This is a genomic window from Phaeovibrio sulfidiphilus (assembly GCF_014861485.1).
Taxonomy (GTDB): domain Bacteria; phylum Pseudomonadota; class Alphaproteobacteria; order Rhodospirillales; family Rhodospirillaceae; genus Phaeovibrio; species Phaeovibrio sulfidiphilus.
On sequence record NZ_JACZHT010000007.1, the window covers coordinates 52545 to 74785 of the forward strand.

Annotated in this window: 18 protein-coding genes; 7 read left to right on the forward strand and 11 right to left on the reverse strand. The window is 66.8% G+C overall.

Annotated features, from left to right (window positions below):
* Window positions 1-35: 35 nt before the first annotated feature.
* The 5 genes from IHV25_RS08960 to IHV25_RS08980 all read right to left on the reverse strand — a co-directional run bounded on the left by IHV25_RS08960 (window position 36) and on the right by IHV25_RS08980 (window position 3879).
* Window positions 36-425, reverse strand: a complete 390-nt coding sequence (locus tag IHV25_RS08960; RefSeq protein ID WP_192534789.1) for a response regulator — start codon at window positions 423-425, stop codon at window positions 36-38.
* A gap of 202 nt (window positions 426-627) precedes the next feature.
* Window positions 628-1419 (reverse strand): MotE family protein, encoded by a 792-nt coding sequence (locus tag IHV25_RS08965; protein WP_192534790.1) that lies wholly within the window; start codon window positions 1417-1419, stop codon window positions 628-630.
* 92 nt (window positions 1420-1511) lie between these two features.
* The gene (locus IHV25_RS10495; RefSeq protein WP_242018895.1) at window positions 1512-2249 is read right to left on the reverse strand and encodes a DUF6468 domain-containing protein; all 738 of its coding nucleotides are present in this window, start codon (window positions 2247-2249) and stop codon (window positions 1512-1514) included.
* A gap of 3 nt (window positions 2250-2252) precedes the next feature.
* Window positions 2253-3305, reverse strand: coding sequence for a flagellar motor switch protein FliM (fliM, locus tag IHV25_RS08975; RefSeq protein ID WP_192534791.1), 1053 nt, complete (start codon window positions 3303-3305; stop codon window positions 2253-2255).
* 40 nt (window positions 3306-3345) lie between these two features.
* Window positions 3346-3879, reverse strand: coding sequence for a flagellar basal body-associated FliL family protein (locus IHV25_RS08980; protein ID WP_192534792.1), 534 nt, complete (start codon window positions 3877-3879; stop codon window positions 3346-3348).
* Window positions 3880-4644: 765 nt separating this feature from the next.
* Between IHV25_RS08980 and flgF the strand changes: the two genes are divergently transcribed.
* The 4 genes from flgF to flgH all read left to right on the forward strand — a co-directional run bounded on the left by flgF (window position 4645) and on the right by flgH (window position 8437).
* Window positions 4645-5388, forward strand: a complete 744-nt coding sequence (flgF, locus tag IHV25_RS08985; RefSeq protein ID WP_192534793.1) for a flagellar basal-body rod protein FlgF — start codon at window positions 4645-4647, stop codon at window positions 5386-5388.
* 169 nt (window positions 5389-5557) lie between these two features.
* Window positions 5558-6346, forward strand: a complete 789-nt coding sequence (gene flgG / locus IHV25_RS08990; protein WP_192534794.1) for a flagellar basal-body rod protein FlgG — start codon at window positions 5558-5560, stop codon at window positions 6344-6346.
* Between the two features lie 146 nt (window positions 6347-6492).
* Entirely contained in the window at window positions 6493-7647 is a 1155-nt protein-coding gene (gene flgA, locus IHV25_RS08995) for a flagellar basal body P-ring formation chaperone FlgA (RefSeq protein ID WP_338048620.1), read from the forward strand.
* Between the two features lie 25 nt (window positions 7648-7672).
* The gene (gene flgH / locus IHV25_RS09000; RefSeq protein ID WP_192534795.1) at window positions 7673-8437 is read left to right on the forward strand and encodes a flagellar basal body L-ring protein FlgH; all 765 of its coding nucleotides are present in this window, start codon (window positions 7673-7675) and stop codon (window positions 8435-8437) included.
* 476 nt (window positions 8438-8913) lie between these two features.
* Here flgH and IHV25_RS09005 read toward each other — a convergent pair whose 3' ends face one another.
* From IHV25_RS09005 to IHV25_RS09030, 6 genes are all read right to left on the reverse strand, one after another.
* A complete protein-coding gene (locus tag IHV25_RS09005) occupies window positions 8914-9423 on the reverse strand; it encodes a peptidylprolyl isomerase (protein WP_192534796.1) in 510 nt (169 codons plus the stop codon).
* Window positions 9424-9600: 177 nt separating this feature from the next.
* Window positions 9601-10113 carry a pantetheine-phosphate adenylyltransferase gene (gene coaD / locus IHV25_RS09010; RefSeq protein WP_192534797.1) on the reverse strand — a complete coding sequence of 171 codons (513 nt, stop codon included), beginning with the start codon at window positions 10111-10113 and terminating at the stop codon, window positions 9601-9603.
* Complete coding sequence (gene gyrA, locus IHV25_RS09015) at window positions 10110-12836, reverse strand: DNA gyrase subunit A (RefSeq protein ID WP_192534867.1); 2727 nt, start codon at window positions 12834-12836, stop codon at window positions 10110-10112. Before gyrA ends, coaD begins: the two co-directional genes overlap by 4 nt.
* 437 nt (window positions 12837-13273) lie before the next feature.
* Entirely contained in the window at window positions 13274-13537 is a 264-nt protein-coding gene (locus tag IHV25_RS09020; protein ID WP_192534798.1) for a sulfurtransferase TusA family protein, read from the reverse strand.
* A 95-nt stretch (window positions 13538-13632) separates the two neighbouring features.
* A complete protein-coding gene (locus IHV25_RS09025; RefSeq protein ID WP_192534799.1) occupies window positions 13633-14721 on the reverse strand; it encodes an HD-GYP domain-containing protein in 1089 nt (362 codons plus the stop codon).
* A 252-nt stretch (window positions 14722-14973) separates the two neighbouring features.
* Window positions 14974-18441, reverse strand: a complete 3468-nt coding sequence (locus IHV25_RS09030) for a response regulator (protein ID WP_192534800.1) — start codon at window positions 18439-18441, stop codon at window positions 14974-14976.
* A 131-nt stretch (window positions 18442-18572) separates the two neighbouring features.
* On the opposite strand from IHV25_RS09030, the gene IHV25_RS09035 reads away from it, so the two are divergent.
* From IHV25_RS09035 to IHV25_RS09045, 3 genes are all read left to right on the forward strand, one after another.
* Entirely contained in the window at window positions 18573-20222 is a 1650-nt protein-coding gene (locus IHV25_RS09035; protein ID WP_192534801.1) for a tetratricopeptide repeat protein, read from the forward strand.
* A gap of 547 nt (window positions 20223-20769) precedes the next feature.
* Window positions 20770-21555 carry an exodeoxyribonuclease III gene (locus IHV25_RS09040; RefSeq protein WP_192534802.1) on the forward strand — a complete coding sequence of 262 codons (786 nt, stop codon included), beginning with the start codon at window positions 20770-20772 and terminating at the stop codon, window positions 21553-21555.
* A gap of 42 nt (window positions 21556-21597) precedes the next feature.
* Complete coding sequence (locus IHV25_RS09045; RefSeq protein ID WP_192534803.1) at window positions 21598-22203, forward strand: DUF4870 family protein; 606 nt, start codon at window positions 21598-21600, stop codon at window positions 22201-22203.
* Window positions 22204-22241: the final 38 nt, after the last annotated feature.

Below are 22241 nucleotides of genomic sequence, written 5' to 3' on the forward strand. Positions count from 1 at the left end.
GCCCGGGAGGCCGGATCCTGTGTCGCGGGCGAGGCTCAGAACTCGCCCAGAACGGTCTGGATCTTGTTCTTGAGGGTCTCGGCGTTGAAGGGCTTGACGATGTAGTTTGACACGCCCGCCTCCTTGGCCGCAATCACGTTCTCGGTCTTCGATTCGGCGGTGACCATGATAAAGGGCAGACACTTCAGCTTGGGGTCGGCCCGGACTTCCTTCAGGAGCTGGAGGCCGGTCATGGGCTCCATGTTCCAGTCGGAGATGATCATTCCGAACTTCTCACCGCCACGCAGGATCTGGAGCGCCATGCTGCCGTCGGTCGCCTCGGCGATGTTGGTGAAGCCGAGCTGACGCAAAAGGTTTCCGATAATCCGCAACATCGTCTTGTAGTCATCGACGATGAGGATTTTCATGTTCATATCGACAGCCATTGGGTACCCCTAGCATTTTCTGTATTTTTCCCCGCCGGGAGCGGCGTTTTCCGGGACCGGTGAACCGGATAGGCCGCGTTTGCTGTACCGCCTCTGCGGCGGACAGGCACGGGCATGGCCGGACCACTCTGGAGTAGATGCCCGCATTCCCGGTCCAATTCAAGGGAAAATATCTGGCCGCCCGAAATGGACTGGCCTGGCCTCAGCCGCCCCGGGGCGCCGGGGCCGCGACCGGGTCAATGCGCCGGTGAGCCACGGACTGGCTGACCTCCCGCGCTTTCACGGGCTCCATGTTGGCAAGAATCAGGGCCGCGCTCTGGCGTTTCATGGCCAGGATCAGGTCCACCACCAGGGCCGTGTCCATGCCGTTCAGGATGTTGGCGGCGTCCGCGGGCTTCATGCTCTGGTAGTAGCCGACAAGGGCCTCGAGGCGGGCCTTCTCCTGCTCGCTCTGTTTGGCAAGAAGATCCTGGATCGAGGTCTCCAGACGGCGCAGCTCGCCGATCTTGCTCTCGATCTGGCGCTCGGCGGCCACCAGCATGGCCTCGCGGCGCTCCTGCTCGTGGGCCTGGCGGTCCAGGGCCTCCCGGCGCTCGTTCAGGCGCTGGAGGAGGGCGATCTCCGAGGGCGTGAAGGTGGTCGGATCCCGGGAGAACAGGGCCTTCAGGCTGTCGTCCTGGGAGGCCGCTGCCGATCCGGCGTTGCCGCCGTCGGCCGTCGTGGCCCCGGGGGCGTCGGGGAGGGCCGGGGTGCCGGTTCCCGCACCGGCGGCGGATGCACTGGCGGCCGGAGCCCCGGAGGCTCCCGGAGGCTGTGCCGCGGCGTCCGGTGCGTTCGGAGCGCTCTGGGCATGGGCGGCCCTCGTGCCGACGATGTCGCCCATGGCCGCGCGCTGCCCGACGTCGTCCCACAGTGCGCCGATCCGGACGCTCAGGGTCAGCATCGCGACAAAGATCAGGACTGGCAGAAGGCGAATTCTGGACAGTCGGGACATGGGGAACACTCCTTGAGGGGCGCGTTGACGGGCGCGACCGGGGTCGGGTCTCTGGGGGCGGCGCGGAGGTCAGGCCTCCATGCCGCGTGGGTCTAGTCCTGGCGCTGCGGGGTCCGGATGGCGCGCAGGAGCTCGAGTTCGGACAGCGAGCGGTCCCGCTCCGGCAGGGAGGGGGCCGGCGTGCGGATCGGAGCGCGGGCCGGGGCGTCCGGCCATGAGGCGGCTCCCGGAGCGGCACTCCGCGAGTCGGGGGTACGCCCGGCGAGGTCGGTCCTGCGGGGGGGGACAATGGGGCTGCGGGGGGCACCCGGTGCTCCCGGGCGAACCGAGAACGTGGGGGCAGCCATGCCCTCGGCCGGGCCACCCGCACCGGCGCTCTGCGCCGCGGCGGGGCCAGGGGCGACCGGGTCGCGCAGGGGCACCAGGTCGTCGTCATCCAGCCAGTGGGACCGGGCAGGGGGGGCGTTTTCGGTCCCCGCGGGCGAGGCGGTCCGGTCGGCAAAGCGGGGCCGTGCCTCCGAGACCATGCCCTCCATGCGCGGCACCAGGCCCTCGGCGCGCTCGACCATAAAGGCCAGATCGTCGCGCAGGGCGCGGGCGCGGGTCACCGCGTCGCCCAGCGTGCGTCCGGCATCCTCGGCGGTCTTGCGAAGGCGGGGAATGCCGGCCTCGGCCCGTGCGGTCGCCTCGTTGAACGAGGCAATGGTGCGGGCCATCTCGTCGCGGTTGTTGCGCAGCTCGCGCAGCTGGCGGGAAAGCGCAAACGCGTAGCCGATGAACACCAGCAGAAGAAGGGCGATTGTAATGTCGAGGGCTACCTGGAAGGTCATCTCTCAGGACTTCTTTCGGTATCGGCTGTCAACCTGGATGGCGATGGACTGGGCCTTGCGTCCCATTTTTCCGTTGAACATCGGGATGTCTCCGCAGCGGAGCTGCACGATCGAGTCCGGTGTTGCGTTAAACATGATCCTGGAACCGACTTCCAGATTCAAGATGTCTTTGAGCGGCATCTCGACCTCGTCCAGAAGGGCCTCCAGTTCCACCTCGGTGGACCACATTTCCTCGGCCAGGTGGGTTTCCCAGATGCTGTCGCGGCCGAACTTCTCGCCCATGAACATCTGGAGCAGAAGCTCCCGGACCGGCTCCAGGGTGGCGTAGGGGATCATCATGTCGATGCGTCCCCCGCGGTCCTCCATGTCGATGCGGAGCTTGGCCACGATGACCGCGTTCGAGGGCCGCGAGATGGCGGCGAACCGGGGGTTGGTCTCCAGCCGGTCGAACCGGAAGGTCACCGGGGACAGGGGGTCGAAGGCGGAGGAGAGGTCCGCGAGCATCACGTGGACCAGGCGCTCCACCAGGTTGCGCTCGATGGTGGTGTAGGGGCGCCCCTCGATGCGCATGGCGGCGGTGCCGCGGCGTCCTCCGAGCAGCACGTCCACGATGGAGTAGATCATCGAGGAATCAATGGTCAGCAGGCCGTAGTTCGCCCATTCCTCCGCCTTGAAAACGGACAGCATGGCGGGCAGGGGGATGGAGTTCAGGTAGTCCCCGAACCGGTAGGACTGGATGCTGTCGAGGGAGACCTCGCAGTTGTCCGACGTGAAGTTTCTCAGGGAGGTGGACATCATGCGGACGAAACGGTCGAAGACCACGTCCAGCATGGGCAGGCGCTCATAGGAGACCAGGGCCGTGGAGATCAGGGTCTGGATCCCGGTTTTCTCGGTCCCCATGTCGTCTCCCGCCACGCCGAGCAGGGAGTCAATCTCGTCCTGATTGAGGACACGGGCCTCCTTGCCCGGGTCGCTGCCGCCCGCAGCGGCCTCGTCCCCGTCGACCATGGCCGCCCATTCGGCCATCATCGCCTCCTCGTCTTCTTCTCCAACCATTGTCCCTTGCCCCAACGTACGGTGTCTAGAGGTGGAAAGCCTACTGGATCAGAATATCCTTGAACAGAACGTTCTGGGCCTTCGCCGGAGCCGCCTGCCGGTTCACCCGGTACAGAAGTTCCTCCCGAAGCCGGTGGACGCCCGCGGAGCCCTGAAGATCCTCAAGCCGCAGCTCGCGCAGGTAGGTGCGGAAGCTGTCCATGATCTCGGGCACGGCCTTGCGGATGGGTTCGATGTCCGCGTAATTGTCCACCACCAGGGTCAGGCGCACCTGAAGGTACGGACGCCGGCGGGGCGTCCCGCTGTTCAGGTCCACGGTAATCTGTTCAAGGTCAACATAGAAGGGGGGTGTTTCCCCCGGAGGCGCCGTTGCCGGTGCCGCGCCGGCCCCGTCCCCTGACGCGGCGGTTTCAGCGGACGTGGAGCCCAGAAGACCGGAAAAATAGGCCCCGGCTCCGATCCCCGCCAGCAGCAGGACCGCAAGAAGGATGATGATCAGAAGTTTCTTTTTCTTGCCCGACGGTGCGGAGGGGGGCGCGCCTGCGCCTGCATCGTCCAGTTCTTCGTCAGCCATCGTCGTGTGTGTCCCACTCAAGCGTTCTGTTCATCCCGGGCGGAGCGCTGTGCGGTCCTCCGGGGGGGTGTCCTGTCCGGCGGGGTCGGCGTCCGAGCGGCCCGGGGCGCGGTCCGGGCGTGGTGCGCGCCGGTGTCCGGCGTTGCCCGTCCCGGCGGGGCGGTCCCACCCAGTGTGTCCGGACGGATCTGTCCCCGGGTGTTTCCCGTGTTCCGGTTCCTGTCGTCACCGTGTTCCGGTTCCTGCGGCTTCGGGCGCGGGTGCCGGCGAGGGCAGCCCGGTCGCGGCTCCGTCCCATCCCCATTCTGGGCCGGGAAGGGTTAAGCTCCGGTTTCCGGAACCGGTGTCCCGGGGCCGGTCCGCCGCGAGAAAAACCACACGTTTTCAGGCGCCAGTCCGATGTTTGCGAACGATACACGCTTTTATCCGAAGAATCGACGTGTTTTCTCCCTTCCGGTGGAAGGTTGAGGCCCGTTCAACGCAAGGGATCCGTAGGGCGCGGGCAGGCCCTCGGGGAGAGTTCTGCCCGGAGGGACTCTTTTGCCGGGCCCGGGGGGCGGAATTTTAATGGAGGTGGGGCCGGATTTCCTGCTATCCTCCTGACCTGACAGGGTTTCCGGTGCTTTGGACGCTTTGGCATTCTTTTTGCATAACTACCGGCACCTGATGCGTGCGCGGGCGGATGCCCCGGACAGCACGGGTACGGAAACACAGGCGCTGACCGTCGGGTCCGATTGGTGCGGACCCAGCCTCGGAGTGGAGTGGATGGAAAATACCTCATACATCGCCCTGACCGGCCAGATGGCTCTGTGGCGGAAGATGGACAGCGTGTCCAACAACCTCGCCAACATGGATACGGAAGGGTACCAGTCGGAGAGCCTGGTGTTTTCCGACTACCTGGTGGGCACGCGCAGCACCGGCCGGCGGCTGAAGGAAAACCTTGCCTACACCCAGACCCTGGGTGCCTACCGCGATTTGTCCGTGGGCCCCATCAAGGAAACCGGCAATGCCCTTGACCTGGCCATTGAGGGCGAGGGCTACTTTGAGCTCGATACGGATGCGGGGCCGGTCTACACCCGCGCCGGACGTTTCACCCTGAACCCGGACGGCATGATCATTGCCCTGTCCGGCCATCCCCTGATGAGCGAGACCGGACAGCCGATCGTTCTGGCCCCCAACGAGGGCCGGGTGACCATTTCGGGTGACGGTTCGGTGTCCACCGAGAACGGGGTGATCGGCCGGATCCGTCTTGTGACCTTCGAGGACCAGCTGCGCATGCGCCGGGTCGGCGGCGGCGTCCTGGACGCGGGCGGACAGGATCCCAAGCCCGTCGAGAGGCCCGCCATCAGCCAGGGAATGGTCGAGGGCTCGAACGTGAATCCCATCGTGGAGATCACGAAAATGATCGAGGTCCAGAGGGCCTACGAGTCCACGAACAACCTGCTGGAGCAGGAAAACGACCGCAAGAAGAAGGCCTACCAGGCGCTGTCCGGTGCGAAGGGCGCCTGACGCGATCCTGTGCGGCGCGCCGCCGCGTGATGAACACCAAGTTTCGCGTGACAAACACCAGGTCTCGCGTGATGAACACGACAGTCTAGCGTGACAAACACGACACCAGGGGCCGGAAATCCTTCCGGGGTACGCGACACCGGCCCGCTCAACGAAAGGGATACGTGCGATGCGTTCACTGAAAATCGGAGCCTCCGGAATGCTGGCCCAGCAGACCAACGTGGAGGTCATCTCGAACAACATCGCGAACATGAACACGACCGCGTATACCCAGCGCAAGGCGATCTTTCATGATCTCCTGTATCAGAACGTGCGCCGGGCGGGCGTGTCCAGTTCGGACGCGGACACCATCGTGCCCGCGGGCATCCAGATGGGTCTGGGTGTGAAGACGGCTGCGGTCTACCGCATTCCCAGCCAGGGCAACCTTCTGATGACGGGCAAGGCGCTCAACGTGGCGCTCCAGGGCCGGGGCTATTTCCAGATCGAGATGCCCGACGGGACCGAGGGCTACACCCGTGACGGATCCTTCCAGCTCAACGCCGACGGCGAGATTGTGACCCACGACGGCTACCGGCTTATCGGCCCCGGAGCCATCCCGGCCGAGGCCGAGGACATCCAGATCAGCCCCGAGGGCGAGGTCAACTACAAGCTCCAGGGCGAGATGGCCTGGGCTGTGGCCGGGCAGATCTCCACCGTTCTGTTCGTCAACGAGGCCGGTATGGATGCCATCGGGGACAACTATTTCCTGGAATCCGAGGCCTCGGGCCCGCCGCTGGAGGGCGTCCCCGGACGGGACGGCCGCGGCAAGCTTCTCCAGGAGTACCTGGAAGGCTCCAACGTCAACGTGGTCTCCGAGATCACCGACCTGATTTCCGCCCAGCGCGCCTACGAGATGAACTCGAAGGTGGTGACCACCTCCGACGAGATGCTCTCGACCGTCTCGCGTCTCAAGGCCTGATTGGGGCCGTGGGGCTCCCGTTCGCGGGGGCCCGAAGCCAAAGGAGCCACCCGGTGGACCGCACCTGCCTCGCACCTGTCAGCAGACCCGGGCACCCGTCCGAAGGGGCCGCGCGCGGACCCCGCCGGTCCCGGGCCGCTGTCCGGGTGGCCGCGGGGCGTCCGCTCCCGGTTCCCGCCCGGCTTCCCGTCCTGGTCCTGGTTCTGGCGCAGGCTCTGGCGTCGCCGGGGGCGCATGCCTCCGAGGTGCCCGAGGGCCCCTACTACCTGGAGGGCATGCCGGCGGCGGACGGCTCCCGGCGTTCGGTTCCTGTGCCCGCCGTCTCCCAGCTTTATCCTCCCGTGAACGGCATTTCCCTGCGCCGTGCGGTGGAGATCACCGGCCCGTTCATCACCCTTGGGGATCTGTTCCACGGCCTTCCGGGAAAGAACGAGGCGGTGGTGGCCCGTGCGCCCTATCCGGGGGAGCAGTCCGTGCTCAACGCCCGCTGGCTGGAGCAGGCGGTGCGGGCCCATGGCATCGAGTGGCGTCCCAATTCCTCCCTGGCCCAGGTGGTGGTGACCCGCCCGGGGGAGACCGTTCCCCTGAGCGTGATCGAGGAGGCCCTGAAGGCGCCCCTGGTGGCTCTGGGCGCGCCGGAGCGCATGACCATCGAGCTGACCTCGTCGCGCACGCCCCTGTCCGTTGCCCCGGGCGCCGAGTTCCGGATCCGGGTTTCGGGCGAGACCTACGATCCCCAGACCCGCCGCTTCAGCGCCGTGCTGGAGGTTCCCGCCGGAGCGCCCGACGCCCGCCGGGTCCAGGTGTCCGGCCGCTTCAGCGACACCCGGGATATCCCCGTTCTTGCGCGCAGGCTGGGCCGTGGCCACGTGATCCGGATCGAGGATATCGACTTTGTCTCCATGAAGGTGGAGACCCTGCCGTCCGGCGTCATCACCGATGTCAGCGACCTTCTGGGCAAGGAACCCCGCAACGTGGTGCGCGAGGGGGAGCCGGTCCGCCGCTCCGAGCTTCTGCGCCCCGAGGTGGTGCGCCGCAACGCGGTCGTCACCATGGAGCTCTCCATGCCCGGCCTCAACGTCACTGCCAAGGGCCGCGCCCTGGAATCCGGTGCCGACGGCGATGTGATCCGGGTGATGAACCTGGCGTCCCGGCAGGTGGTCAACGCCACCGTGGTGGACCCCTCCCGGGTCATTGTGGCGCCGCCGTCGTCCGCTGCCGCCGCCCCCGCCCGGTCCCCGGACGCCGACCGGGCGTCCGATCCCGCTGTCGATCCGTCCCGTGTCGATTCCGGCCCCTGACATGTTTGCAGAAGGAGACGCCTCCATGCCCCAGCGTTCACCGTTCCTGTCCGTTGCCCGGCTGGCCCTCGTTCTGGCAGGGGTGTCCGTTCTGGGCGCCTGCGGCGTGATGAAGCGCATGTCCGAGGTTGGCAACGGGCCCCAGGTCAGTGCCATCGACAACCCCACGCTGGCCCGGGACTACCGCCCCGTCAGCATGCCCATGCCCGCCCCGGAGATCGCCCAGCCCAACCCCAACAGCCTCTGGCGCCCGGGTGCGCGCGCGTTCTTCAAGGACCAGCGGGCCAACGACGTGGGCGACATCGTGACCGTGATCGTGAACTTCTCGGATACGGCGATGTTCAGCAACTCGCTGAAGCGGGCCAAGGCCGGCAAGAACTCGGCGAATGCCACCAACCTTCTGGGCTTCGAGAAGTACCTGGACGACTTCCTGCCCGAGGGCGTGGACAAGACCAGCCTGTTCAAGTTCGGCGCCGAGGGCACCACCGGCAACAACGGCATGATCAACCGCAATGAGCGCCTGAACCTTCGGGTGGCGGCGGTGATCATTCAGGTTCTGCCCAACGGCAACCTGGTTCTGGCCGCCAAGCAGGAGGTCCGGGTGAACGGCGAGATCCGCGAGCTGGGGGTGACCGGCATCATCCGCCCCGTGGACATCCGCGCGGACAACACCATCACCTGGAACCAGATTGCCGAGGCCCGGGTGCGCTACGGTGGCCGTGGAACCCTGTCCGACATGGTCGAGCCCAAGTACGGGCAGCAGGTCTACGACATTCTCTTCCCGTTCTGACCAATTCCGGGGCCCCCACGCGGGGCCCCGCTCCGTTTGCGGTCCTCCCCGTCCCGTAAGACGCAACGTGAGACGCAGGGCACGCCTTCCCGGGTGCCAGCCCGCGCCCGCAAGCGTGCCCGTAAGCGTGCCCGTGGCCGTCGCCCGGCCGGGCGCCTGGGGGAACAGCACGCTGCGTCTGACGCGTTGCGGTCCGCTCCGCTCCGCTCTGTTCCGGTCGCCCTCGCATGGCGCGTCCGGGGGAGGGCTGCGACCTGTCCCGGGCAAGGGACGCGCCCCCCAAAAGAAAACCGGGCCCCGGTGGGATCACCAGGGCCCGGCTGTGGGCGTCTTCACACTCGACCGGATGTTTCCCGGCCTCGCGGGTCCGTGCGTGCACCGGGGCACTGCCTGGATCCGCCGCGGTCTCCCGGCCCGGATGTTGCCTCGTGGTGGGGCCATCCGGGCCGGAGCCCGCGGTTCAGATCGACCGGACCTTACTTGTTCTCGTCGGCGGCAACCCGCATGTGGACGATCCGGGTGGGATCCTTGACCTGGCCGTTCATGGCGGCGCTGCCCTTCTTGATGGCGTCCACGTGGTCCATTCCCGAGACCACCTGGCCCCAGATGGTGTACTGGCCGTCAAGGGAGGGGGTGGGGGCCAGCATGATGAAGAACTGGCTGTTGGCGCTGTTCGGATCGCTGGTGCGGGCCATGGAGCAGACGCCGCGCAGGTGTTTGGCCTTCGCGGGGGGGCTGAACTCGGCCGGCAGGTCGGCGTACTTGGAGCCGCCGGTTCCGGTTCCGGTGGGGTCGCCGCCCTGCACCATGAAGCCGTCGATCACCCGGTGGAAGGGCACATTGTCGTAGAACCCCTCGCGCGCCAGCGTCTTGATGCGCTCGACGTGCTTCGGGGCAAGGTCGGGGCGAAGTTCAATGACAACGCGACCGGTGGGCAGATCCAGGTAGAGCGTGTTTTCCAGATCGGCGGACTGAGCTTCGGACATGAACACTCCTGACAGAAGAAGAATGGCACCTGCTGCAAGCGCCAGTGAACGCAAACGGCGAAACATGATGACGGTCTCCGGTTGAGGATAAACGGACAGCGGACACGAAGCCGGGTCCGGGCCGGACCGGCAGCACCCGGGAGCCGGGAGCCCGGCGGGTGCGCGGCCGCAGCCGGATCAGCCTCTTTGTTGCGCGATGCGGTCCTGAAGGTGGGACAGCACCGCAACGGGCACAAATTCGGAGACGTCTCCCCCGAGACGGCAGATCTCCTTGACGAAACTCGAGGAAATGGCCTGTACGCCTTCCGAGGCCATAAGGAAGATGCTTTCGATGGTCGGGTTGAGACGGGCGTTCATGTGGACCATCTGGATTTCATACTCGTAGTCGGACACGGCCCTCAGGCCCCGCACGACGATGGACGCGTTGTTCTGCACCGCGAAGTCCACAAGGAGGTTCGAGAACGGGATGACCTCGATTTCCGCCTTGCCCGTGTCCACCTCCTGGAGCGCCTTGCCGATCATGGCAACCCGTTCCTCCAGGGTGAACAGGGGGCCCTTGCCCCGGTTGTCGGCCACGCCGATCACCAGCCGGTCCACAAACCGTGTCGCGCGGGTGATGATGTCGATGTGGCCGTTGGTGATCGGGTCAAAGGTGCCCGGATAGATGCCGGTGACGGCGCTGCGCCTCATTCCCCGTCTCCTGCGGAGGGGGCCTCGGGCGCGTCGGGTCCGGCGGCGGGTTCGTTTCCGTCCGCAAGGGGCGGGCACTCGCCGTCCTGGCCGTCCTCGTCCACGCCGTCGTTCCCCAGATGGGCGACCGACATGACATTCTCGCCCTCGGAGAGGCGGAACAGGGTCACGCCCTGGGTCTTGCGTCCGGCAATGCGCACGTCGTTGACCGGCATGCGGATGACCTGGCCGCCGTCGGTGATCAGCATCACCTGGTCGCAATGGGCGACCGGGAAGGCCGAGACCACGGGACCGTTGCGCTCGCTCATCTCGATGTTGGCAATGCCCTGTCCGCCGCGGCTGGTGGAGCGGTACTCCATGGAGGACGTCCGCTTTCCAAAGCCGTGGGCCGTCACCGTGAGGATGAACTCCTCCTGGGGCTGGAGCTCGGCGAACCGCTCCGCCGGGAGAAGGCCGGTCAGCTCCTGGGCCTCGGTGGCGGCCGCGTCCTCGGCCCCCTCGGCGCCGGTGCGGCGCAGGGCGTTGGCCTGCTTCAGGTAGGCGGCCCGCTCGTCGGCGGTGGCCTCGATCCGGCGCAGGATGGACAGGCAGTTGACCTGGTCGCCCTCGGCAAGGCGGATGCCCCGCACGCCGGTGGAGGTCCGTCCGGCGAACACGCGCACGTCCGAGACCGGGAAGCGGATGGCCTTGCCCTGGTTGGTGGTCAAAAGCACATCGTCCGCGTCGGTGCAGGTCCGCACGCCCACCAGGTGGTCGCCCTCGTCCAGCTTCATGGCGATCTTGCCGTTGGAGCGGATATCCTGGAAGTCGGACAGGCGGTTGCGCCGGACGTTGCCGGTTTCGGTGGCGAACATCACGTCCAGGTCGCCCCAGGTGGTCTCATCCTCGGGGAGCGGCATGACGGTGGTGATCCGCTCGCCCTGGGACAGGGGCAGAAGGTTGACCATGGCCTTGCCCAGCGACGTGGGCGAGCCCAGAGGCAGGCGGTAGACCTTCATGCGGTAGCACAGGCCGTCGGACGAGAAGAAGATCAGCGGCGTGTGGGTGTTGGCCACGAAGATATTGGTGACGAAATCCTCCTCGCGGGTGGCCATGCCCGTGCGGCCCCGTCCGCCCCGTCTCTGGGCGCGGTAGGTCGCCAGCGGGACGCGCTTGATGTAGCCCGTGTTGGTGACGGTGACGACCATGTCCTCGCGCTGGATCAGATCCTCGATATCCGCCTCGAACTCGTTTTCCTCGAGCGTGGTGCGGCGTTCGTCCGCGTAGGCGCCGCGGATGTCCACCAGCTCCTCGCGCATGATAGCGTGCAGGCGCTCGCGGGAGGCCAGAATGGCCAGATATTCCTCGATCTTCGCACCCAGCTCGGCCAGTTCCTCGTGGATCCGGGAGCGCTCGAGCCCGGTCAGCCGGTGCAGGCGCAGGTCCAGGATGGCCTTGGTCTGGGCCTCCGAGAGGCGGTAGATGCCGCCATCAATCGAGACGCCCGGCTCGTCCAGCAGGCGGATGAAGGGCTCCACCGCCTTGGCCGGCCAGTCGCGGGCCATAAGCCTCTCGCGGGCGGTCTGGGGATCGGGGGCGGAGCGGATCAGGTCGATGACCTCGTCCAGGTTCTCCACGGCGATGGCAAGGCCGACCAAAATGTGGGCGCGCTCGCGGGCCTTGCCCAGCTCGAAAATCGTGCGGCGGCGGATGACCTGCTCGCGGAAGGCCAGGAAGGCTTTCAGGACGCCGCGCAGTGTCATCTGCTCGGGCCGGCCGCCGTTGAGGGCCAGCATGTTCACCGAGAACGTGGTCTGCAGCGGCGTGAAGCGGTACAGCTGGGCCAGGACCACGTCGGCCTGGGCGTCCCGGCGGACCTCGATCACCACCCGGACACCGCGGCGGTCGGACTCGTCGCGCAGCGCCGAGATGCCCTCGATCTTCTTTTCGTGCATCAGGGCGCCGATCTTCTCGACCATGGCCGCCTTGTTGACCTGGTAGGGAATCTCGGTGACCACAATGGCCTGGCGGTCGCCCTTCATCTCCTCGATCTCGACCCGGCCCCGCAGGATGATGGAGCCCCGGCCCGTCAGGAACGCGGACCGGATGCCCGAGCGGCCCAGGATGACGCCCCCCGTGGGGAAGTCGGGGCCGTGGACGATGGACAGCAGATCGTCGTCGGGAAGATCCGGGTTGTCGATCAGGGCACAGCACGCATCCACCACCTCGCCCAGGTTGTGGGGCGGGATGTTGGTGGCCATGCCGACCGCGATGCCGCCGCCGCCGTTGACCAGCAGGTTCGGGTAGCGGGCGGGGAGCACGGAGGGCTCGCCCAGGGATTCGTCGTAGTTGGGCTGGAAATCGACCGTGTCCTTCTCGATGTCGTCGAGAAGGTAGGAGGAGACCCGGGCCAGCCGGGCCTCGGTGTAACGCATGGCCGCGGGCTTGTCCGCGTCCATGGAGCCGAAGTTGCCCTGGCCGTCCACAAGGGTGAGCCGCATGGAGAACGGCTGCGCCATACGCACCATGGCGTCGTAAATCGCACTGTCGCCGTGGGGGTGATACTTACCCATCACCTCACCGACGATGCGCGCCGACTTGCGGAACGGCTTGTTGTGGTCGTAGCCCCCCTCGCGCATGGCGTAGAGGATGCGCCGGTGAACGGGCTTGAGCCCGTCACGGACATCCGGAAGCGCGCGCGAGACAATCACGCTCATGGCATAGTCCAGGTAGGACCTGCGCATTTCCTCGTCGATGGGGATCACTGCGATGTCCCGGGACGGTTCCCCGGAAGCCGGAAGAGTGGTGCTGTCGTCGGTCAAATCAGAGGCCGTCCTTGAACAGAGCACTTCCGGACCGCAGGCGGTGTGCCGGAAGAGAAGAAAGGTCGGGAACCGCAAATGCCGGTGGAGAGCCCACGGGCAGACGGGAGCGGAAACAAAAGTCGAGGGTGCCAGACTTTAGCAGAGCGGTCGTCCTGCGGCAACGCCGGTTTCCAGGGCGGGCCCCAAACGGCTCTGTCCGACCCCGGGGCCGGGTGCCATCGTTTCACGCGTGGGGGGGCCTCGCGGTGGCTGGGGTCTGGTCCGGCGTTTGGGCCCCAGGCCCGGAGGCGGTCTCCGGCGCCCGGGTGGGGGCGGGGTGGGCTGATCCGGCGCCTGAGAGGGATCGGGCCGGGTGCCTAAGAGGGATCGGGCCGGGTGCCCGCCCGGACCCTGTAGCGGAAGCGCCGCTCCCCCTCACGCACCCGGTCATGCAGCGTGTGACCCGCGCGGGCGCACAGGGCGGGGATGTCCTCCCATGTGCGCGGGTCCGAGGCCAGGATCTCGAGAGTGTCGGAGGGGGCCAGGCTGCGCAGGACTTTTGCCGCCCGAAGGACCGGCAGGGGACACAGCAGTCCCGACACGTCCAGTGTTCGGGCCGTCGCCGTGGCCGTATCGGCCACGTTCTCCGCCCCGGTGGCCGTATCGGCCCCGTCCCTTGTGCCGGTGTCGGTCGTCCCGTCACCCGTTTGCGGTGATCCGCCGGGGGAGGGGGGCGTCAGCACAGGTGGCAGCTCTCGTCGTGCGGGGTGTCGCGGAACTCCGGGTCATCCAGCAGGACGCGGACGTCGGGGAGGCTGTCCATGAACAGGTCGAAGAGGTTCGGGTCGAACTTCCGGCTGCGGTCCCGTCTCATGATCTCGAGGACGCTGTCCTCGGACATTCCGGCGCGGTAGACCCGGTTGGAGCGAAGGGCGTCGTAGACGTCCACGATGGAGACGATTCGCGCCTCGACGGGTATTTCCTCCCCCACCAGGCGGTCCGGGTAGCCGGTGCCGTCCCAGTTCTCGTGGTGGCAGCGGGCGATCAGCTCGGCCATGCGGATCATGGGGCTCCCCGAGTTGGAGAGGATCTGTCCCCCGATGCTGGCGTGGGTTTCCATGACGATGCGCTCGTCCGCCGTCAGAGGGCCGGGCTTGAGAAGGATGGTGTCCGAGATGCCGATCTTGCCGATATCGTGAAGCGGCGCGGCGGCGCCAATATGGTTGATCCGGTCCCGGGGCCAGCTCAGGCGCTCGCCCATGAAGGCGCTCAGGGCCCCGATGCGCCGCACGTGGGCACCGGTCTCCGCGTGGCGGGACTGGAGGGCGTTGAAAAGCCGCGAGATGATCTCGTTTTGTGCGTCCCGGATGGCCTGGGTCTGGCGGGCCACGATGCTTTCCAGGTTTGCCGTGTAGTCCTTGAGGGCATATTCCGCCTCCATCAGGCGGGTGCCGACCTGGACCCGGAGCTTGACCTCGTTGATCTCGAACGGCTTGACCACATAGTCGTCCACACCGCCCTCGGCAAAGCCCTTGACCCGGTCGTAGGCATCGCCCTTGCCGGTCAGCAGGATCGTGTAGATATAGTGCTCTTTTTGCAGAACCCGGACCGAGCGGGCCAGGTCGAGCCCGTTCATGTTCGGCATGTCCCAGTCGGTGATCAGCATCCCGATCCGCTCCTCGTCGGGGCTGGCGAGGTTCCGGCGCAGGATCTCCAGGGCCTGGAGGCCGTCCACGGCTTCGGACACGGTGTGCCCCATCTGGCGAAGGTGGGACGCGAGGAAGAAGCGTCCAATTTCCTGGTCTTCGGCAAAGAGAATATGCATCACGCTCCCCTTGCGGGAAAAAACACAACGACTGTCCAGGGGCGCCGGGAGATGTGGAAGGCCATCTCCCGTATCCCTGTGGCCAACCCGGATGGGGGCCGCGGTACCGGATGGAGGACCGAAGGCGCCTGTCTCATGCCCGCACGCCCGGGCTGCGGGTCCGGGGGCCGGAGGCTGTTCCGATCACGAATGTCGACTCTAAACAAAAAACCGGGAACACGCGAACGATTTGTTTCAATAATGGCAAGGACTTCATGTCTCTCCCATGCCGTGTGTCCCGGTTTTCCGGATCCGCTCCAGAAGTGTCCCCATCTCCCCCAGCATGCGGGCAAAAAGATCCCCGAGGCGGGCCCGCATCGGCTCCACATCCGGTCTCCGGTCCGGAAGGAGGCCCTTGCGGCCGGCGTCCTCAAGGGCGAGGCAGGCGGCAATAAGCTCGCCTCGGTTGAAGAACCCGCTGATCCCCTTCAGGGCGTGGGCGCTGATGCGAAGCTTCTCGTTGTCGGATTCGGCGATGGCGTCCCCGATGTCCTTCATCAGGGCGGGGCCGTCGCGCAGGTACAGCTCGACCGCCTTCTCGATGAAGGAGGTGTTCCCCTCAAAGTTCCTCTCCATGACACCGGGCTCGATCAGAGGGGCGTCGTCCCGGGGCGCCTCCGGTGAGACCTCAGGTTCGGCCCGGGCGGCAGCCGGGATCGGGGGCGGGGGCGGGGCGCCGGGAACCAGGGGTTCGGGCGGGGCGCCGGCATCCCTTTGCCGCACAAGGGTGTCCAGGAGAGACTTCAGGTTGTCGAAAAGAACCGGCTTGGTCAGCCAGCCGTCCATTCCGGCATCCAGGTAGAGGGTCTGGTCCTCCTCGAAGGCGTTTGCGGTCACGGCAACGATCACGCTGCGGGGGAGCTCGCCTGCCTTCTCGAGATCGCGAATCTGCCGCGTCGCGCTGATTCCGTCCAGAACGGGCATCTGGATGTCCATCAAGATCAGGTCGAACGGACCCCTTGAGCGCAGCAGGGCGATGGCCTGTTCCCCGTGGTCCGCAACGACGGTCTCGCAGCCCAGGGTTCCCAGCATGCGCCCGGCCACGACCTGGTTCATGGGGACGTCCTCCACCAGGAGAACCCGCAGCGGCCGGTCCGGCCCCGAGCCGCTCTCCGGCGTTCCCACCCCATCGCCGGTGCCGAAACTCAGGGTGCCTCCGGCGCCGTGCACCGGCTTTCCGGGGGCGCTGGCCGCCGAGTAGAGGGCGGTCTCCGCCGCCTCCAGGGCTGCCGCCTCGGCGTTTGTCCCGCTCGGGGGCGCCGGAGGGGGCGTTGTGCGCAGGGGCGTGCGCCCCAGGGTGAAGAGCAGGGCGTCCACCAGTCTGCGGGGGGATACGGGTTTTTCCAGAATGTCGCTGAGCCCGGCCTCCGGCGGATCCTGGCAGTCCAGAATGCTGCCCGCGGCCAGCTTGATGGCCGGAACGTCTCTCAGGCGCGGATCGTCCCGGAAACCCTCGAGAACGTCGAAGGCCGTGCCATCGTCCAGAAGCTGGTCGCACACGATCACATCCAGGCTTCCGGCGCCGAATCGGTCGGCGTGGGCTCTGGCCTGGTCCAGGGCCTCCCGGACTGTGGAGGCGGACAGGACGCTCATGCCCCAGTCCACCAGCAGTTCCCGCAGAACGCCGAGGCAGGTTGCGTTGCTCTCGACCAGCAGAACCCGGGCGTCTCTCAACTGGCCGGAGGACAGGTCGACTGCCTCGCCGCTGTCGCCGTAGGGGAGATCCACCACAAGGTCGAACCAGAAGCGGGAGCCGGATCCCAGTTGGCTTTTCAGCTCCAGTTTCGAGTTCATGGAATCGAGAAGCTGGGCACAGATCGCTAGCCCCAGACCGGTTCCGCCGTACTTGCGGGTGGTCGAGTTGTCCACCTGCTCGAAGGCGCGGAAGATCTTGTCCTGCTTGTCCTCGGGGATGCCGATTCCCGTGTCCGTGACGCTGAAACGCAGGGCGACCTGGCCGAATTTGGTCTTCACGCCCTCGATGGTGGTCACGCTGACGAAGATTTCTCCCTCGTCCGTGAATTTCAGGGCATTGGAGGTCAGGTTCAGGACAAGCTGCCGAAGGCGGGTCGGGTCGCCCACAATCCGCTCCGGGACGCTCCGGGAGATGTGCAGCACCAGCTCGAGCTTTTTCTTGTAGGCCACCGGGGCGATGCCGCGGATGGCCTCGTACAGAACCTCGCGGGGCGCGAAGGGGATGGTCTCCAGGGTCAGCTTCCCGGAGACGATCTTGGAGATGTCGAGAATGTCGTTGATGATGCCCAGAAGGGACATGCCGCAGCTTTTGATCGCGTCGGTCATGGAGGCCTGGTCGGGCGTCAGGCGGGTTCTGAGCAGCAGGTCCGACATCCCGATCAGGCCGTTCAGGGGCGTGCGGATCTCGTGGCTCATGTTCGCAAGGAAGTTGGTCTTGGCCGCGTTGGCCTGCTCGGCGGCGTTCTTGGCGTCGCGCATGGCCCGCGCGGCCTGTTCCCGGTGGGTCACGTCCACCACAAGGCCGCCCAGGCCCATGGCCTCGTCCCCCTCCTGGATGGGGAAGACGACAAAATTGTAGATGGACCGGGTGCCCTGGAACTCCAGGGCGATCTCGAGTTCCGCCGCCTTGCCGGTTGTGCGGACTGTGTTCTCGTGGCGCGAGAGGCGTTTCGCAATGGCCGGAGGCAGGATTCCGGCGTTGGTGCTGCCGATCACCGTATCCATCGGCTGGTTGAGGATCTCGCACATGCGCCGGTTGGCGACAAAATAGGTGTCCTTGCGGTCCTTCAGGAACACGCCCGCGTCCACGTTCGAGACGAAGGCCGCCAGTTCCCTGCGGTGGCGCTCGATCTCCTCGTTGCGCAGGGCCAGTTCCCGGGTGGTGGCCCTCAGTTCCCGCACGGCCGTGTCCCGGTCGTCCACGAAGGCGCGGCTCGCGCGGCTTCCGGCGGCAATTCCGAAGAGCCCCAGCAGCCAGATGCCGCCGTGGGTCGCCAGCACCATGTTCTGGGTCATCCGGGTCTCGGGCTCGTAGAGGTCCATGGGGACCGACACGCTCAGGGCCCCGACGACCGAGGGCTCGCCGCCGGAGAGCGGCTTGTGGCATTCAAGGCAGGGGCGCTGGGCTCCGAGCCCCACCATCAGGCGCAAGAAGCGCTTCCCCTGGATCGGGGCGACCTCCAGCACCTCGGCCGCCCTGTGCTTCTCGATGGTGCGAAGGCTCTCGGTCTCCCACGAATCGGGCGCGTTGGCGAGGCGAATCGGGTTGGAGGACGTCAGGCGCGAGACAATCCCCGTGTTCCAGCCCGAGCTTTCGTGCACCATGCGCGAAAGGTGGTCCGCATTGACCCGGATGAGCCGCTCGCCCCCCGGAAGCTCCAGGGTGCGCAGATCCTCGCGCAGATAGGGGTTGGGGCCGATCTGGCGCCCCTCATAGGTGAAGACCCCGTTCTGGGAGTGGATCCAGCTGAGGTACAGGAATTCGGTCTGGGCCGTCGTGCGCGCCTGCAAGGCGGCGGCGTTGAGGGCCTGGCGTTCGGCGGTGATGAAGTTGTAGGCGCCTGATGTCCCCATGGCCAGCGTCCACAGAAGGACGCCCGCAAGGGCAAACGGCAGGATCGGAGGGGCCTTCGATGCGGCCCCGTCCCCCCGATCCCCGGAGGGATCCTCGCCAACAGTGTCCGGACAAACTTCGGGAGCCGGCATAAACAGGGCACTCTTTGCAAAAGAAACTATACACAACCTGTGTGATACAAGTTTAGGCACGGAATGCTTAAAAATCTACTACACCTTTTTGTGTGACCGGAGCCGGTTCCGGTCACAGGGGAGCCGTTCGCATGACCCACGCAACCGGGGGGAAGCACCCAACGTCCGCAGACATCGAGAGCCTTCGGCGCGCCGCCCGGGCCCGAGATCCGGTGGCCATGGCGGCTCTGGGCGCGCGCCTGCTGGTCGGCTTTCCCGGGGATCCGCCGCAGACCCGCGATCCCGCGCAGGGGCGCCAGCTTCTGGAGGAGGCCGCCCGTCTGGGGCATGCGGAGGCCTGCGCCACCCTGGCCGCGGCGTTCGGCAGCGGCAACTGGGGCGTCGCACGCGACGGGCAGAAGGCCTTCGCGTACTGGAAACAGGCCGCCCTCAACCCGCACGATCACCTGGCCCACTACACGGTGGCCGAACATCTGGACTTCGGCCTGGTGGGGGAGCGCGACCCGCACGAGGCCCTGCTGTGGTACATGAAGGCCTCGGAGGCCGAGCCTCCCTATGGCCCGGTGGCCTCGCTGCGGGTGGGGCGGGCGTTCGAGAGGGGCGAGGGGCCGGTTTCCGATGCCCGTACCGGTTCCGATACCGTTTCTGATACCGGTTCCGGTTCCGCCACCATGTCCTTCGGCACCCCCGACCCCGAGGCCGCCTTCTACTGGTACTCCAAGGCCGCGCGTCATGACGATCCCGAGGCCTGGTACCGTCTCGGGCTTCTGTACGAGGCCGGGCGCGGCGTGCCTCCGGATCCCCTTGAGGCCGTGGCCTGCTACGAGCGCGCCCGGAACAATCACGTCCCCGCCCTGAGGCGCCTCGGGGATCTGGCTCTGGCGGGCGCTGGGGGGGCGCGCCCGGATCCGGCCCGGGCCTTCGCCCTCTACCGGGAGGCCCGGACCCGGGAGCCGGAGGCCACCTGGGGCGTGCGGGCCTGCATTCTTCTGGAGCGGGGCGAGGGTGTGGCGGCCGACCCTGAGGCGGCCCGGCAGGGGCTTGCCGGGCTGGCGGCGGCAGGGTGCCAGTCCGCGACCTTCTACCTGGAGCACATCTTTGGCGCCGCCCTCGATCCTCACGGCACAAAGGATCCGGAGGCCGGAACCTGGATGGAGATCGCCCGCAAGGGCATCCCCGAGGCCCAGCACCATCTGGCCTATCTGCACCTCTTCGGCCACGGTGTGGCGGAGGATCCGCACAAGGCCCTGGAGCTGTTTTACGAGGCGGCGCAGCAGGGGTATGCGCCATCCCTCCACGCCCTGGCGGAGCGCCACGCCAGCGGCGACGGCACCCCCGACGATCCCGTAAGCGCCTTCGAGTGGTATCTCAAGGCGGCCCACGCGGGCGTTGCGGCGGCCCAGACCCGGGTGGGCACCATTCTGGAAAACGGCGGGCTGCCCGGGCGCTGCCCGTTCATGGGCATTTTCAGCCCGCTGCCCTGGTACGAACTGGCGGCCGGGGCCTCCGATCCGGGAGCCCTGTACGCGCTTGGTCTCCTGTACGCGAAGGGGCGCTGGGTGGAGACCGACCCCAGCCGGGCGCGGGAGCTGATCGGGCAGGCGGCCGAGCTCGGCCATCCCCTGGCGAGGGCCTGGTGTGACGGCGAGTGCGGCGCCGGGCCGGACCCGCAGGCTGATACTGTCGGTGGGGCGGACGGGACGGCAGGCGGTGGGCCGGCGGAGTCTCCTGATGGGGCTCGGGAAGCCGCTTCCGACGGGGGCACGGACCCGGCCCCATAAGGGGGGCGGGTGCGGCTCCACGGAATACCCGACAGGCGGGCCCGGATGGGGCCCCCAGGCGGTCCGTCTCCCGGAGACCGCACGACAGGGGATTCAGGCCCCAGGCTGTTTCCTGTTCCAGGCCCCGATTCTCAAGCCGACCCTCGGGAGGACCGGGCCGGGCGCTGCCTTTCGCGGTGGCGGTGCTTCCGTCCTGTGTCATTCCGTACTGTGGGCGAGGGCCTCTCCGGGATGTCCTGGAGTCGGCCGTCCGGGGGTGTCCCCAGATGCGAATCGAGCCAAAGAGTCCACATTTTCGCCTTGAAAGGGGCTTTTCCTGGGGCGCTGTACCCCGCGCCCCGGCGTCCGGGCGCCCTGAAGAGTCTGAGGAAGGCCGGGGATTGTGGGCGCTCTATGGCAACAATGTGGATGTTTGTGTCGTTTTGTGCCTTGAAACGAAGGCGAGCGGATTGCGCTTTGTGGCAAGATCGTGCATGATGCGCGCCTGAGGCGACGGAAGCGGCAAAAGCGTCCTCGCCGGTCCGGATCGTATGGAGTCCCGTGTCCTATGGTGCGCCTCGCGACGTTCAATGTGAACTCGATCAGAGCCCGGCTGCCGGCCGTCATGGCATGGCTTGGCCGCGAAGACCTTGATGTTGTCCTGTTTCAGGAAATCAAGGTGCGTGACGAGGAGTTCCCTGTGGGAGCCTTCGAGGACGCGGGCTGGCAGATCGTCTATCACGGTCAGCCGTCCTACAATGGCGTGGCCATTGCCTCGCGCCTGTCCCTGGAGGATGTCCACATGGGCCTTGACGGCCTGGGGGATGACAAGCAGGCCCGCTACATCGAGGCTCTTGTCGGCGGGCGTCTGCGGGTGGGGTGTCTCTACGCCCCCAACGGCAATCCCGTGTCCGATACCATGAAGTACTCGTACAAGCTGTCCTGGATGCGGCGTCTCCTGGAGCACGCCAGCGCCCGTCTGCGCGACGAGCCCGATCTGCCCATGGTCCTTGGCGGGGACTACAACGTCTGTCCGTCAGACGAGGATGTGTACAACCCGGCGTCCTTTGCCGATGACGCGTTGTGCCGTCCCGAGACACGCGCCCACTACCGCTCCTTTGCCCACATGGGGTTCACCGACGCTCTGCGGGTCCGCTACCCGGTGGAGACGGTTTACACCTTCTGGGACTACAAGCACGGTGCCTGGCCGAAAAATCACGGTCTGCGCATAGATCACCTCCTGCTGAATCCGGCCGCCGCCGATCTTCTTCTGGATGCCGGCGTTGACTGTTCGCTTCGCGGCGAACCGAAGGCCAGCGATCACACCCCCGTCTGGGTCTCCCTGGACGTGTGATCGGTTATCATCGTTTCGTCCCCCCTCTTAAGGAGAAGATTCATGAAAAAAGCTCCGGCCTCCAAGACCAAGACCCGGGCCGCCAACGCCCCCCAGAACCCGTCGGTGAAGGCCCCCGCGCCCAAGCCCGCCGAGCCCGCGAAGGATCTCGCAAAGGACGCCGTCAAGAAGGTGGAGGCCTCCGCTGCAAGGACCGTCGCCGACGTCGAGAAGAAGGCGGAGAACGCCCTCGAGCAGGTGGCCGTCAAGCTCGACTCCGCTGCCGAGGAGATGCTCTCCGGCATGGGGCTGGCTGACCGCCTGAAGGCCCCCAAGACCGAGGCGGAAAAGCGTCGCATGATGCTCATCGCCTACGGCCTCTACGCGCTGACCTGCATCTTCTTCCTGCCGACCATTGCGGCCTACTTCTTCATCGTGCGCCGCTTCAAGGGCGCCATGAAGGGCGGCATCTGGGAAAGCCACATCGTCTGGCTCGAGCGGACTTTCCTCTTCGGCTTCGGTGGCTTTGTTGTCGGCCTGGTCGTGTTCCCCTGGTTCGGCTGGCTGATCCCGATCGCCGCCGGTCTCTATGTGTACTACCGTGTCGTCAAGGCCTACCTGAACTACGACGAGAGCAAGCCGATCGAGAACCCGACGGCCTACTACTGAAGACCGGGGCCTTTTCGTAACCCGAAAAGGTTCGGAGG